At 39.9% G+C, this 13415-nt stretch carries 17 protein-coding genes; 2 read left to right on the top strand and 15 right to left on the bottom strand.

The features are described from left to right. On the top strand, window positions 1-189 hold a 189-nt coding region (locus MKZ09_RS34310; protein ID WP_340893376.1), incomplete at its 5' end, for a hypothetical protein. Window positions 190-386: 197 nt separating this feature from the next. After that, window positions 387-653, top strand: a complete 267-nt coding sequence (locus MKZ09_RS34305; protein ID WP_340893374.1) for a hypothetical protein — start codon at window positions 387-389, stop codon at window positions 651-653. A gap of 437 nt (window positions 654-1090) precedes the next feature. Here the strand turns inward: MKZ09_RS34305 and MKZ09_RS34300 are convergent, their stop codons facing one another. From MKZ09_RS34300 to MKZ09_RS34235, 15 genes are all read right to left on the bottom strand, one after another. Next, on the bottom strand, window positions 1091-1294 hold the full coding sequence (locus MKZ09_RS34300; protein WP_076138962.1) for a hypothetical protein: 204 nt from the start codon (window positions 1292-1294) through the stop codon (window positions 1091-1093). 109 nt (window positions 1295-1403) lie between these two features. Next, the gene (locus MKZ09_RS34295; protein ID WP_076138961.1) at window positions 1404-1610 is read right to left on the bottom strand and encodes a hypothetical protein; all 207 of its coding nucleotides are present in this window, start codon (window positions 1608-1610) and stop codon (window positions 1404-1406) included. 118 nt (window positions 1611-1728) lie between these two features. Further along, entirely contained in the window at window positions 1729-4578 is a 2850-nt protein-coding gene (locus MKZ09_RS34290) for a hypothetical protein (protein WP_341041941.1), read from the bottom strand. Window positions 4579-4600: 22 nt separating this feature from the next. Next, a complete protein-coding gene (locus tag MKZ09_RS34285; protein ID WP_076138960.1) occupies window positions 4601-5191 on the bottom strand; it encodes a hypothetical protein in 591 nt (196 codons plus the stop codon). Between the two features lie 132 nt (window positions 5192-5323). After that, window positions 5324-6361, bottom strand: a complete 1038-nt coding sequence (locus MKZ09_RS34280; protein WP_179088985.1) for a WxL protein peptidoglycan domain-containing protein — start codon at window positions 6359-6361, stop codon at window positions 5324-5326. A gap of 97 nt (window positions 6362-6458) precedes the next feature. Next, on the bottom strand, window positions 6459-7139 hold the full coding sequence (locus tag MKZ09_RS34275; RefSeq protein ID WP_076138958.1) for a hypothetical protein: 681 nt from the start codon (window positions 7137-7139) through the stop codon (window positions 6459-6461). A gap of 31 nt (window positions 7140-7170) precedes the next feature. Continuing rightward, window positions 7171-7353 (bottom strand): hypothetical protein, encoded by a 183-nt coding sequence (locus MKZ09_RS34270; protein ID WP_076138957.1) that lies wholly within the window; start codon window positions 7351-7353, stop codon window positions 7171-7173. 37 nt (window positions 7354-7390) lie between these two features. Continuing rightward, window positions 7391-7804: a prepilin peptidase gene (locus MKZ09_RS34580; RefSeq protein ID WP_143767404.1), complete on the bottom strand. Its 414-nt coding sequence runs from the start codon at window positions 7802-7804 to the stop codon at window positions 7391-7393. 55 nt (window positions 7805-7859) lie between these two features. Beyond that, a complete protein-coding gene (locus MKZ09_RS34265; protein ID WP_076138955.1) occupies window positions 7860-10232 on the bottom strand; it encodes a CARDB domain-containing protein in 2373 nt (790 codons plus the stop codon). A 97-nt stretch (window positions 10233-10329) separates the two neighbouring features. Further along, window positions 10330-11184: a copper amine oxidase N-terminal domain-containing protein gene (locus MKZ09_RS34260; RefSeq protein ID WP_076138954.1), complete on the bottom strand. Its 855-nt coding sequence runs from the start codon at window positions 11182-11184 to the stop codon at window positions 10330-10332. Next, window positions 11171-11527: a hypothetical protein gene (locus MKZ09_RS34255; protein WP_076138953.1), complete on the bottom strand. Its 357-nt coding sequence runs from the start codon at window positions 11525-11527 to the stop codon at window positions 11171-11173. Before MKZ09_RS34255 ends, MKZ09_RS34260 begins: the two co-directional genes overlap by 14 nt. 73 nt (window positions 11528-11600) lie before the next feature. After that, window positions 11601-12281 (bottom strand): RcpC/CpaB family pilus assembly protein, encoded by a 681-nt coding sequence (locus MKZ09_RS34250; RefSeq protein WP_076138952.1) that lies wholly within the window; start codon window positions 12279-12281, stop codon window positions 11601-11603. 41 nt (window positions 12282-12322) lie between these two features. Continuing rightward, entirely contained in the window at window positions 12323-12742 is a 420-nt protein-coding gene (locus MKZ09_RS34245; protein ID WP_076138951.1) for a hypothetical protein, read from the bottom strand. A gap of 4 nt (window positions 12743-12746) precedes the next feature. Further along, window positions 12747-13160: a DUF4320 family protein gene (locus tag MKZ09_RS34240; protein WP_076138950.1), complete on the bottom strand. Its 414-nt coding sequence runs from the start codon at window positions 13158-13160 to the stop codon at window positions 12747-12749. Window positions 13161-13176: 16 nt separating this feature from the next. After that, window positions 13177-13404: a hypothetical protein gene (locus MKZ09_RS34235; RefSeq protein ID WP_076138949.1), complete on the bottom strand. Its 228-nt coding sequence runs from the start codon at window positions 13402-13404 to the stop codon at window positions 13177-13179. Between the last annotated feature and the right edge of the window lie 11 nt (window positions 13405-13415).

The following is a 13415-nucleotide window of genomic DNA, read 5'->3' as shown; positions in this document are numbered from 1 at the left end:
ATCGATCCGGAGTCTTCAGCAACTCACTTAAGTGTCTGCAGGTTCCGGATGAGCATTGCCCTGGCTAAATGCTACCGCTCACCGCTGGATCCCCTGCAGCTGCTACTCACGCTCTCCTGGATGCGGTCCATCGCCCAGGACCTTGTTACCGCCGGCGCATCGATCCGGAGTCTTCAGCTGCTTACCTAATTGTCTGCAGGTTCCGGATCTGTGCATTGTTCCTGGCTAAGTGCCACCGCTCACCGCTGGATCCTCTGCAGCTGCTGCTCACGCTCTCCTGGATGCGGTCCAGCGCCCAGGACCAAATACCGCCGGCGCATCGATCCGGAGTCTTCAGCAACTCACTTAAGTGTCTGCAGGTTCCGGATGAGCATTGCCCTGGCTAAATGCTACCGCTCACCGCTGGATCCCCTGCAGCTGCTACTCACGCTCTCCTGGATGCGGTCCAGCGCCCAGGACCTTGTTACCGCCGGCGCATCGATCCGGAGTCTTCAGCTGCTTACCTAATTGTCTGCAGGTTCCGGATCTGTGCATTGTTCCTGGCTAAGTGCCACCGCTCACCGCTGGATCCTCTGCAGCTGCTGCTCACGCTCTCCTGGATGCTGCCAGCTACCGCCGGCGAATCGATTGGGAGTCTTCAGCAGCTTACTTAAATGTCTGCAGGTTCCGGATGAGCATTGCCCTGGCTAAATGCTACCGCTCACCGCTGGATCCCCTGCAGCTGCTACTCACGCTCTCCTGGATGCGGTCCAGCGCCCAGGACCAAATACCGCCGGCGCATCGATCCGGAGTTCAGCTGCTCACCTAACTATCTGCAGGTTTCGGATCTGTGCATTGCCCTGGCTAAGTGCTGCAGCTCATGCTCTCCTGGATGCGGTCCATCGCCCAGGACCTTGTTACCGCCGGCGCATCGATCCGGAGTCTTCAGCTGCTCACCTAACTATCTGCTGGTTCCGGATCTGTGCATTGCCCTGGCTAAGTGCTGCAGCTTATCGCTGGATCCCCTGCAGCTGCTACTCACGCTCTCCTGGATGCTGTTAGCACCCAGTAGCAACCTCTACACCAGGATCTATATAGACTAATAAGCCCTTTAAGATTCAGGAACTACTTTATAATAAACTGCTTCAATACTCCCCTTAATTGGACGGACGCTAACGCCAGTTCTTTTTAGGTCAGAAATAATTATTCTGGCCTTATCTTTGTTCTGGTACCCCTCTAATATTTCTTCAGGGGTAGTATATTGTTCAAAACGTTTTCCCGCATTGGTAATTCCGGTATAAACAGCTATCTTCATTTCAATCACTCCTTCTATTCTTCAGCAGCTTACCTTAGTGTCCGCTGGTTCCGGATCTGTGCTGCAGCTCATACTCCTGGATGCTGCTAGCGTCCAAGACCGGGTAGAGTTAGTTCTTATTTACGTAATATTTGCCGGCTCGACCTTGGAATATACCGTAACTAGATGGGGAAAGAGTCAATTTATAGTCATTACTATCGTTATCACCTGTAGTAAAGGAACCATCGCTCCAGGATCTTAATTGATCCACTTTTATTCCTAGAAAATCAGCTAACGCCGTTCGTTTATCATCATTGCAAAAATCCACTTGATCCATTATTGTTCATCCTCTCAGATATTTATAAGTAAAAAAAAAACTGATTAATAGATCAAATTGATCCATTAATCAGCCTTTTCCAAATCACTAACCCTAATAGAAATCCAGGTCTATTTAATTAAATTCCTGATGCAAGGGTGAAAGTAAACTGTGACCGGTATGTCCCTACTCGCAGCCCTGTTTTTGCTCCAACTTGATAATTACTTCCACTTCCAGTTGAAACCACCTCAACTTTATCTGGAACTCTCAACATATAGGACATTGGAATTTGATATTGTCCCATACCTTGGAACTCCTCTGCTTTTGCTAACACTACTGGTTCAGCATTAAATACATAAGTGCCATTTAAGCTCAAATTAGTGTCTTGACCTGCCATTACTTTGGAATTTGAAACATCTACACTTAAAGAATTTGAAGGCATTTTAACTACCAGGTTATTCTCACCCAAGCTATTGTCGATTACTGGATCAGAAATGAAATCCGTTACCTTTAATGAGTAATTCCAGCCGGCTCCCGTCCCCCGTGAATCTTCAATAATTGAATTTGTCACACTATTAAGAACCTGATATTGATTTGTAGTACTAATGGTTACTGTGTCCAGCAGTAATCCATTAAATTGAGAGGAAAACCCTCCTGAAAGAACATTAAACGTTACATCTTCAGAACCGATTGGATTCCCCCAGCTTGGGTCCAGCGTTGGTGCTGGTGTTACTGTTGGCGTTGGTGTCGCTGTTGGCGTTGGTGTCACTGTTGGCGTTGGTGTCGCTGTTGGCGTTGGTGTCGCTGTTGGCGTTGGTGTCGCTGTTGGCGTTGGTGTCGCTGTTGGCGTTGGTGTCGCTGTTGGCGTTGGTGTCGCTGTTGGCGTTGGTGTCGCTGTTGGCGTTGGTGTCGCTGTTGGCGTTGGTGTCGCTGTTGGCGTTGGTGTTGGTGTTGCTACAGGAACAGAAGTCACGGTTTCGGTAGCTTCCCCCAATACAGCATCTGTAGTTTTATTCTTAATTGTCGCCTTTACTACGTGAGTCCCTTCGGAAATTTTTACAGGTGCAGTGTAAAGCGACTCCACCCCATCAATAGACACGTAGACTTTTGTTGTACTTGTGGGAGTAGACCCTATATCTATAGTTACAATATCATCGCTAATTAATATCTTTGGATATCCTGTTGGGATAACTATAGGAGTATTTGTAAAAGTTGTCGTGAGTATTGTACTGTAGGTCGATCCATCGCCTGCTCTGGCTTTAAATGTTATAGAACCCGACTGTGTAATTACAATAGGTGCAGTATATGGAGTCCATGTCGTTCCATTATCCAGTGAATATTCCTTAACTGAACTTGTACCATAATCCACTGTTAGTGTGTTTCTATTATAACTATCTAGAGTTTGTGAAGTTATGGTAGGCTGTTCAGGTGTAGTGGGAACATATCCCTCTGGTGCTACATTTGTCAATCCAGGTATCTTCGAACCTACACCCGTTGTAGGGCTAAGACTGTATACATTACCTGCTTTAGTTATACCTAATAAAACAGAGTCGCCGGTTCCAGCTCTTGGCTCAATAAAACCAGCAAATGCCTCTCCAGCTACACCAGTTGTCTTGAATGTAGAACCCTTCCAGTAAACTAGGTCATTACCTGCCCCTCTAGAGGGCACTAGTGCATAAAAAGCTCCCATTCCCATTGTTTTAAAAGTAGCGCCTTGTAGACCAGCGTAACCAATATCTGCGACATCAGTTAGCTCATCATTAGGACCGTAAACTCTCTTAGGTGAAGGATATGCGCTACCTGAAACCCCCGCATAACCGCTATTATTCTCACCATACACAAAAGTGGTGCCGTCTTCTTTTAGGATAAGATTTAAGCTTGTGAAGTTCGTAGATGTTGTTTTCTTAACTCCCGTAGTCATAAGCTCTTTAGAAGAGAAGTTAATTCCTCCTGTGGTGTCTGGATACCACTTAGCCATACTAGATTGACCCCATCTATAGAGATTTGATCCCTCTAATGAGGTATACAACTCAAAATACCCTACTTGAAGCGAAACATGCGTTTTCAGTACCCCATTAGGATCTTCATTGAAGGGTACTAACGCTTTAGTAGTAGAACTCGCCCTATCTTCTCCACCATCAGGGCTATAAAAACTAGTGTATGTGTATGTCTGACCGTTTATAATAAAATATCTTCTTGACTTATCGTAATGATTATATGAAAAATTATAACTACCATCTGTCTCTTTTTTGAGAGATCCATCCGAAGTTAGCATTACATTATTCACAAACTTTAAGTCAAATGACCCATTCGTAAAGGCAGGTATTCCAGTTTGGGGCATAGATACACCAAGATTTGCATTCAAGCCCAGGACATTATAACCAACAAAGAATACTTGTGTGTCTTTTACGAAGAAAACACCCATATCGGAATATACCAATATCTTTTTAACTCCAGTGAGATCAGTACTATCTAATCCATTCTTAACAAAACCAGGTGTAGTTCTATCTGCAACACTTCCTGTACCTAACTGACCTTTTATCCCTTCGCCCCATGCGTGTACTTTTCCATCAGTTGTCAGGGCGAAATAACTGGGAGCTACAACACCACTCATATTAAGCTTGTAAGAAACTAAAGATGTATACGTTAAAGAACTAATTTTTGTATTTGTACTACTGTTCCAAATGTAGCCGTCTCTATCCCTGTAATATCCAGGTACACGATCTAGAATATTAGCATCATAAGGATACTCCAATGTGTTATTGTGGAAATAAGCTTTTGACTCATCTGAAAATGTAACTCTAAAATACACATCATTATCCAGGGCATAGGTAGTAGTTACATCAACTACAGATTTGAAAGACGCCCCCTGTGCCTTAGGTGCCATTCCAGAAAAGGTTAATGCCGGAACTAATAACATCAGAACTAAGAAAAATATAAATCCACTTCTAGTCTTCTTATACGTAGTGTGAGTCCGTTGTTTCCTCATTTTTTTCCTCCAGTATTCGAATTTATATTCCTGCTGTTGCAGTGTAACTAAATGTTGAGGTATAGGTACCTTGTAGCAAACCTACCTGTTGTCCGTTACTACCCATAATCAGCTTAGGAACATTCAAGGTGTAATTAACTAAAAATTGATGAGTTCCCGCCCCTTCAGAGGGAATCACTGCTACAATACGACTGTCTGCTGAGGAGAGCACCTGTTGATTTGCTAACTCTCCCTTGGCTCCTTGGAAATCAATTGGTGTCCCGACAATAGCACTTTTGTACAAGGTTGAGAACGATACAGCTGATGCAGGAATGACAAATTCAACTGCCTTTCCACCTACCATTTTTGTCAGTTTAAAATCGGAAGCCCTGAGTACAACACCCCAACCAGCTGCAGTACCACGCGCATCTAGTACATACAAATTACTGTTAGCAGCTGAACTCTGGTTCTGCTTCAAATCAAGCGTTACATCCGTAAAGGTTGGTTTCGTTTGAGTTATTTGAAGCCCCGCACCAGTTACCACAACTTCTGATTCACCTGTATCTGCGGCATAAGCAGACATTGGAACTGCTAAGGCTACCAGCATTAAAATACTTAATAATACTTTTTTCATGATTCTCCTCCTCGAAAATTTATCTTTGTTAGAAATCAGCCTACACTGCGAACATCACCACCTCCTTTCAAGACAATAAAACAACAAAAAACGAACCCTAAAAATATAGAGTCCGTTCTTAATAATTCCTTCTTAGTTTTCTAATTGCTTATCTACGGGTTTAATAGCCTCCGGATCAGACTCTTTCTCTTCTTCCTTTTCCTTTTTCCGTTTCCAAAGCAGTAACAACAACCAAAAAAACAAAAAGAAAAAGATAACAATAATTATGATTACTAAAATAACTACCCAAAGATGAAGCTCTAACCAATCCCAAAATGTTTGAGTTACTTCTATTTTTCCGTTTTGTATTAAAGCCTCTTTAGATACGTTGGATTGCTCAGGACTAATAGAAAACGAAAAAGTACGACTTATTGTTTTTCCGGAAAAAGTCGCTTCATAATACGCCTCGTATGTGTCTGGTAACAAAAGAGTCTCATTCACGATATAAACCATATCTGCTGTTGTCCCACCATAGATTGACTCTGCAGCGTAATCCTGTTTATAGATTATTTGACCTTTACTATCATTTATACGAATTTTACCTTTAGGTTTTTCAAGTATAGTTCCTGAATTACTGAGCTCCACCGTCAGCCTGGAATATCCCGAACTAACATAATCATGTTTAAAACTATCAATGCTCATATTATGCTTCGCCTGATCTGCTTTGTATTCCAGAACCATCTGCACGCCACTTCGGTTAACCACATCAATGGCTAATGATGCTTGCTGCCCTTGAATGTTAGGATTTTGTTCTGCTGCCTTGATCAGCTCTTCAGCAGCAATAACGCCGACATACTGACCTGGAGTAATATCCGCTGGTACAGTCAATTTATAAGTAAAACTGCGTTCTTCTTTAGGCTTCAGAGTGAATTCATTCACTCCTTGCGGCTCCATCCATTTTCCCACGAGCTTAAGTTCCTGATCCTTTTCCGAAAAGCTCCTCCCCCCATTCTGAGCTGGTAGAGCATCTGCTGGATACATTTTAATCTTTACAGGATTGTCTTTTGCATTTCGAATGAAAAAAGTATATTCCCGAGTGTCACCAGGCTTGATCTGGTCTTTATAGTAACCTCGACCTTCTTCCACTTCTTTAGTTGGTGAAAGTACGAATGAGCTTTCTGCGTTTGCCATCCCCACCAAAAATACACACCAGATCATCAAAACGGATGAAATGATTTTGAAATAACCGGTCCTTATTTTCTTCATTTTTTCTTTCCTCTCTAACTGCTTAAATTCCTGAAACCAATGTGCAAGTCATTGTTGATGAATAACTTCCGGTTAACATGCCTATTCTTCCCTCAGGTATTGACATCCCCTGGGCGTTCTTAATATTAAGTAAAGCCGGTACGCTGATATTTAGATTAATAGCAGCCTTAAATGTACCTCTACCAGATCCCTCTGAAGCCTGAAGAACAGTCTGCGAGTCCGAGAAAAATCCAGAACCTAAGAATATCCCCTCTGGATTACCCTCAATAGCCTCTAAATCAGTAACCGTGAAAGCAACATAACTTGACGGGAAACTTGCGGTTACGTGACGATTATCCGAGTAAGATCTAGTCACAATAAAATCCTGCATTGATATATCGTATTGCCACCCACTTTCTGATGAATTCCCAATCTCCACGGTAAGAGTTTTCGAAAGTGTTACTCCAGACATATCAATACTGGGAGAATCTATTGAAGGAACAACCTTCAGTAATTGAGAAGAGTACACTTCAGTTATTACAGTATCTTTCTCAACTTTATAAACATCATCTAGGACACTCATCTCCACATTCATCTGTTCATCTGAACTCACATGATTTTCTTCTACATTATCGGCAAGCACCTCTGTTATTGAACCGATATTAAGAAATCCTCCAACAGTCAGAAAAAAGATAATAAATATGTATATCCAAGTTTTTTTCATTTCAACAACACCTTTCATCCAACATAATGTGTCAGATTTTCATTTCAATGAGACGTTTCACAGAGAGTGAAATGGGCATATCAAGATCTGTTTGAAAATATTGACTAGCCTCACGTAATGCCAATGAATAAGCTTCTTCAACATTCACATTGGAAGCACGGATATTTCTCACGGCAAGTTCAACGATTTTTGAATTAATAATACTATTCTCCATGTTCATTCTTCCTTTCAAAAATAGGTCAAGTTCTAAATCAATAAAGTAAAATAACGCTACAAAAAACCCCAAACGTCAAGAATGGAGCTAATGGGATTGACTTAACATTTACTCTATCTTTTAAGAGTCGGAAGATAAGATATAGCATCGCGGAGATGCTCATCCCCATTATCACAAAGAGTGTTTTTTCCAAACCAAGAACCAGTCCAATCAATGCAATTAGCTTAATATCGCCAGCACCAATCGCGTTTGAGTTAACAAAAAAAAGAATTGTGAGTATTAAAGCTGGTATGAGTCCGAAATAAAACTGGACATCAAACATTCTGATTACGAAGATCAATATAAGCAAAGGATGAATGATTTTGTTTGGAATTCTTCTTGTCCTGATATCCGTATAGCTAAATATCATACAGATTAAAATTAGAGCAATAAGCAGCAGTATAATATTCACCTCCAAATCAAAATAACAATAGCCATATCCGAGGATATGGCTACTGTTAACAGAATTAATTACTCTTCAAATTTTGAACATCATCATACATTGAACCCCATATTTCAACCTTCTTTTCAAAACATACTTTCAATCCAGTCATACCTGATTCAGATGAGTATACTTTTATTGTGTAGGATCCATTAGGTGAGTTAACAGCAGTAAAAAATTTCCTATCATTATATACCTTCCCTGAATCCGATTTTACGCTTTGTATTGGCAGCTCCCAAGTTGCTGTATTGTTATTACCCGATGTTTTTTCCATTTTAATAGTTTTAACCAGAGTACCTCTCGTATCATAAACCATCGCATACATTGCGTCCGGACCTTTAAAACTTCCACCTATCGGTTCTGCAGTATTATTCAACCCCGTTGGTACTTTTGTTTCCCAATCATTGCTATAGTCAGTATTCACCTTAACCTCAAAACCGTATCCTGCCCGAGTAATCCTATTAGGATCTTTAGAAGATTTACTTGCATAAGGTATGATTTCCCATGATCCTCTACTTTCCCGATCAGATTCTTTAGGTTTCTTGAGGTCCGTTGCAATCCCTTGCTTTGTAGTAACTGTTGAGGTTACTTTCAACTCTTCTTGATACGAGACACTTCTGTTTTCCCAAATGGGATCACTATAGTCAGTGTAACTATATGAACTATAGTACTCTTTCCCATTAATATCTTTCCAGGTGTAATAACTAGTCTTAGTGTGATATCCCGTTATAAGACTATATGTTACTTTCCAATTCCCTTCTAGCTTAGGTGAACAATTTCCGTCACTCGATCCAGAACGCCCGTTTATTGTACATCCAGTAGATGCAATATTGTTTGAACGGTCCTTATCTTCAACCTCATTTAGTGGATCTACATGAACTGTGATATTGTGTACTCCCTCACCACCAGACCAAGTAAACCCGCCGACAGTAGCCGTTTGATTAGCCAATAGATCTTTTCTTAGCTCATGAATTTGGTTTCCATTATCATAGAAACGAATACGCACATTAGATTTACCATTATCACCGATATTTTTAACTTTAGCAGAAATTATAGATGAATCTCCAACTACTAACGTTGAAGGGGCTGCCGTCACTGATTGGGCAACCAAGTCAGTTGATGGTTCAGCCACTTCGATTAACCACTCACCACTAATTTCATTGTTAAGATATGCTGCAGCTGGTGACTCCAGCGCACGATTCTGATGATTTGGATTGTTGATCGTTGCTTTCGCCTTAATATAATACTTACCAGGCTTTTTCCCAACATCGATTTTACCTAGAAAAAAGGATAATGTTGTACCATTGGTTATAGTTTGAGGTAGCGCCGTCTGGTTACTGTACATAGTGAACTCACCAGTCACCGCACCACCGATTTTCATTTCTGCAGTATTAGGGATTCCAGCTACGTTAACTGAATCAGAAGTGATAAAATCTTCTCCATCATAACGAACTTTAGCCCATAACTGACCACCTTCTGTAAGCGTTAATTCAGTTGGTTTATAGTCCATAGGTGTATTGTCAGCCAGTGTCAAACTCTTAATAGCGGTTCTGCCATAACCATCTTCTACAATAATATCAACGTCTTTCCCTAGAACTTTAAGAATCTTCTTAGCTTCGAAATTGAGAGTTTTACTTAAGGTATCTTCAGTAGTATTTATCAATTTCCCATCTGTTAATGAGACAACGTTACTTAGATCCGGAAAAGCTCCTTTAGGCGCTGCAACTACACGAATATTACGTTCACTATAACCTGAAGCAGTAAAACTTATTGTCAAATTATTACCCTGGACAACGTTCAATTCAGGCCAAGGTGAAACACTGTAATAAGCAGTTCTCTCAGTTTCAGATGTTTTTTCAGTTTTCACAAATTTTATTCCCAATCGCTGTACTATTCCCGATGTACGAATGAGAGGGTAATAGTTTTCCAATTTATAAAAAAAGGGATGCCCTTCTTTAAAAATCGCATCATCAGCACTTAACATGAAATTATCACGATAATACTTTAGTTGTTTAGTACTTACAGTTAGATTATTGGAATTAATTGCATCAAATAATGTACCAAAGCTTGATGCACTTTTATACACCAAACCAAACCCATTCTCTTTATCAAAATCCTCCCCTGGACTATTTTTCACATTGAAAACATCATAATTATTAATAATGCTTGATTTATTATTTGGAAAACTAAAAACACTTTTCCAGCCCGTTAACTTCCACACGTTCCCGTTAACATCTTTATCAATGGCTGGAATATAACCATTAAGCGCAGTCCCTTCATAGTCATAGTTCCAAAGAGGCACATATTTTTTCACCATTGGATCAGCTGACGCAGCGCTAGACACTGCACCGAACATAACAAAGAAACATGATATAATTAGCATTATTTTCCTTTTCAAACGTAACCCTCCTCTTTTCTCTTAGCAAAAAGACCCCTCATTTTAGAAGGGGTCTTTTTGCTAAGATTATGATTTTTATTCGACTCATAAAAGCAGATTACTTTAAAGATTGGGCTGCTTTAATTACTTCAGACAAAAGGCTCTCATTATCTCCATTTTTAACTACTGCATCTTTCTTATGTTCGGAAAAATCCCTTACAAGGTTTGAATCTTGAACATCAAAAATAACTGAAAAGTTTTCCCAAAATGCATTTGTAGGATCTACCATCGAGAAAGAAACAAATCCCTTTCCTTGTCCAACAGCAAAAGTATATTTATTCCCTGGTGTTAACAAACTACCACCGCCAGGATTATAATATGTTCCCTTCACATCTTTCGGAAGCGTAAAAGTAACCACGCCGTTTGTAAGGCTTATATTATCCACAAACAAAACTTTTCCAAGGTCTTTGTTTTCTTGATTCCAACCGAAATCCTTATTAGGCTGCTGTGATCCATTATCAACTGGTTTCTTTGTATCAGTTGTAATACTCACAATTCTTTGTTTCTGATCCCATCCGACTTGAGCTCCTAAAGCCTCTGACACAAATCGCAGTGGAACAAAGACACGGGATTGTTGTAAACGTGCCGGAACATCAAGTTTTTTTATAACAGTATCCACCACTACAGAAGTGCTGTTTACCTTCATTGTAATCTTTTTATCACCTTGTTGAACTGTAACTACTCTCTCTTTGCTATAGCCCACATTTGCGCCCAATGCTTCAGACACAAATCGAATAGGAATCATCACCCTATCACCTTCTGTATAGGGTTTTGCATCTGGAAATGTGACGTTTTTATTATTCACCTTTACCGTGACTCCCTGAACTTGGGCAGCAGAAACACCAGCAATACCAACAATATTAAAGAGCATGAGGAGAGAAATTATCAACTTCATACTTTTATTCGTTTTCATTTTGATCACCCTTCCCCTTATTTTCATACGGTACTACTTCATAAAGATCTTTCAATAATTTATTAATTGAAGTTGTTGCTTCATTAAATATTTGTTGACTTTGCTGCACCTTTTCTTTCCATTCAGTACCACCAAAATCATTCACTTTCGAACCTAAAAGCTTTATTGCTGTTCGTATCGCTTCTGAACTATCTACGTTGTTTATTTCACAGTAATTTTGTAGTATCTTAGCTGATTCATCATCCAGCCTCAATCCTGTTCGTTTGACCTTCGGATTCTCTGCTGGAGGTCGCCCTCTATTCCTTTTTTTCACTTGGTTTAAAGGCGTTTCTTTCTCCTTCATCGTATCACCTTATTTTATGTCATACCTAATTATAATTTTTGTCCGACATAAAGTAAAGATAATTTTCAGACTATTAAGATTTTATACCTACCGGAAGTAAGTACACCTTTCCACTCTCCTGGTATTCCATGATAGCAGCGGCTTGCTCAACGGTCACTTCAAGCACAACTACTACTGGAATAAGACTATTACCTGATGCTACATCAGGTGCTGTTCCTTCTGAATTCAGGCGCTTTAAGACCTTAATATTAGTTAACTTTGGATTTACAACTTTTTTGCTAAGGTTTGTAGCCTCATCCCTTACATAAGCGATAACATTGACATATACACCAGGTTTAGCGTCGTCCCCTGCAGATCGGACTAAATCAGTGGCTATCCCGATTTCAGTCATTCCCTCTTTAAGACCAATACTACTGCCAACTTCTGAATTCAAGGATGTCGTATTATAAGTTGTCCTAACCGGTTCGTTATTTCTAATACCATACTCCCCTGCATAAAGATCACCGAATTTGAGATCTTCAGCATCAAGAACCGCATCTGTTGGAATTTCACTCAGAACTATTTCGCGATATTGCAACTTGTCTTTTGTTATTTCGGTAAATGGTGCAATGTCCTGTTTGGCTACAACAACCCTTTGCGTTTCTACCTGTTGAGATATATTTCTATTTTGAACGGTGTAAACTCCGATTAATATTACAAGTCCAATAACGATAAATGAAAGAGCCCGTGTATATTTGTTCCAAAATCGCTTCAAAAGATTACGCCTCCTCGTTAATGTGTTTCTTTTTTTCTCTGTTATATATAAATACTCTCATACGCTATTCTTCGACTTAATGAAAGAGGATAACTTATTTCTTTTATTGAGTATGAAATCCTTGTTTTGAACTCAACCTGAATCCAAGGGATTCCATCTGAATCATAAGAGATCTTTAAATCTAACTGACTTCCGCTCATGTATGCATTCTCCATCAATGGATCAAGGTTCATATAGCGAATAAATTCACGCTTCACTGCACTCCTCAACATATCTTCATCAAGTGTTACCGTACCTTGTTGAGCATCCGTTACAATTCCTGACTCAATTATCCCTGCATCAATTGAATGCTCGAAACCCCGACCTGACTTAGCGTATAGATAGCCAACTGAATACGTGTCAAAGGAGAAAATGACAAAGAATGTCCCTATTAGAATAGCCCCCCATAATTTCATCCACATTTAGTTACCCTCCTTCTCTGATCAGCTTATGGGCAAGACCTGTAACCTTAACGTTAATGGGCAAGCTAAAGGATAATCCTAAAATTTTGGCAGCATAAATATCTACTGTCTTTGATACCTTTATCTCTAATACGTCCCCTCTCTGTACAGTCTGTGAAGTAGCTTGGAAGGTTATCTTCGAAGGATCCATACCAGCCCTTACCAATAAATCATTAAATTGTTGTCTAGTTTGTGCATTCGCGCCATTTTGCACCTTCATTACTTGCAAAACTTCATTAGCAGCACTGTTAATAATGCCCTTGGCCTCTGTGTACTGCCATATTGATAATCCGAACATGACAAAAAAAGTAACTATTAGAGAATAAAAAAGGATAGAGACATGACTGTCCCCATCCTCTCTTTTTATCAGATTCTTCATTTTTCTTCTCATAAAATCAGTTAATTTCATTGACTTTGTTAGAAATTTTATCGAAAATCAACGGAATCAGTTTATCTTTAAACAGTACAAAAACAAGAACAATCAATATAATAGTAACAAATGTAACTACAACCCAATTCACGCCATCGCCTTTATCTCCATTGATAAGGGACATACTTTTAGAATAAAGTTTAGCACCTACATTTTTAAAATTATTTTTAGCTTTTCCGATGATACTAGACATATAATATCTCC

It is taken from the genome of Paenibacillus sp. FSL R5-0908 (assembly GCF_038006245.1).
Lineage (GTDB): Bacteria > Bacillota > Bacilli > Paenibacillales > Paenibacillaceae > Paenibacillus_AQ > Paenibacillus_AQ odorifer.
Note: the sequence above shows the minus strand (reverse complement) of the source record. Positions and strands in the feature narration are given on the sequence as shown.

Excerpts from the sequence above, each read along its gene's own strand:
- MKZ09_RS34290 (WP_341041941.1), bottom strand. The coding sequence starts at position 4,578 with ATGAGGAAACAACGGACTCACACTACGTATAAGAAGACTAGAAGTGGA.
- MKZ09_RS34305 (WP_340893374.1), top strand. The coding sequence starts at position 387 with ATGCTACCGCTCACCGCTGGATCCCCTGCAGCTGCTACTCACGCTCTC.
- MKZ09_RS34275 (WP_076138958.1), bottom strand. The coding sequence starts at position 7,139 with ATGAAAAAAACTTGGATATACATATTTATTATCTTTTTTCTGACTGTT.
- MKZ09_RS34270 (WP_076138957.1), bottom strand. The coding sequence starts at position 7,353 with ATGGAGAATAGTATTATTAATTCAAAAATCGTTGAACTTGCCGTGAGA.
- MKZ09_RS34295 (WP_076138961.1), bottom strand. The coding sequence starts at position 1,610 with ATGGATCAAGTGGATTTTTGCAATGATGATAAACGAACGGCGTTAGCT.
- MKZ09_RS34280 (WP_179088985.1), bottom strand. The coding sequence starts at position 6,361 with ATGGCAAACGCAGAAAGCTCATTCGTACTTTCACCAACTAAAGAAGTG.
- MKZ09_RS34245 (WP_076138951.1), bottom strand. The coding sequence starts at position 12,742 with ATGTGGATGAAATTATGGGGGGCTATTCTAATAGGGACATTCTTTGTC.
- MKZ09_RS34240 (WP_076138950.1), bottom strand. The coding sequence starts at position 13,160 with ATGAAGAATCTGATAAAAAGAGAGGATGGGGACAGTCATGTCTCTATC.
- MKZ09_RS34235 (WP_076138949.1), bottom strand. The coding sequence starts at position 13,404 with ATGTCTAGTATCATCGGAAAAGCTAAAAATAATTTTAAAAATGTAGGT.
- MKZ09_RS34260 (WP_076138954.1), bottom strand. The coding sequence starts at position 11,184 with ATGAAAACGAATAAAAGTATGAAGTTGATAATTTCTCTCCTCATGCTC.
- MKZ09_RS34255 (WP_076138953.1), bottom strand. The coding sequence starts at position 11,527 with ATGAAGGAGAAAGAAACGCCTTTAAACCAAGTGAAAAAAAGGAATAGA.
- MKZ09_RS34300 (WP_076138962.1), bottom strand. The coding sequence starts at position 1,294 with ATGAAGATAGCTGTTTATACCGGAATTACCAATGCGGGAAAACGTTTT.
- MKZ09_RS34285 (WP_076138960.1), bottom strand. The coding sequence starts at position 5,191 with ATGAAAAAAGTATTATTAAGTATTTTAATGCTGGTAGCCTTAGCAGTT.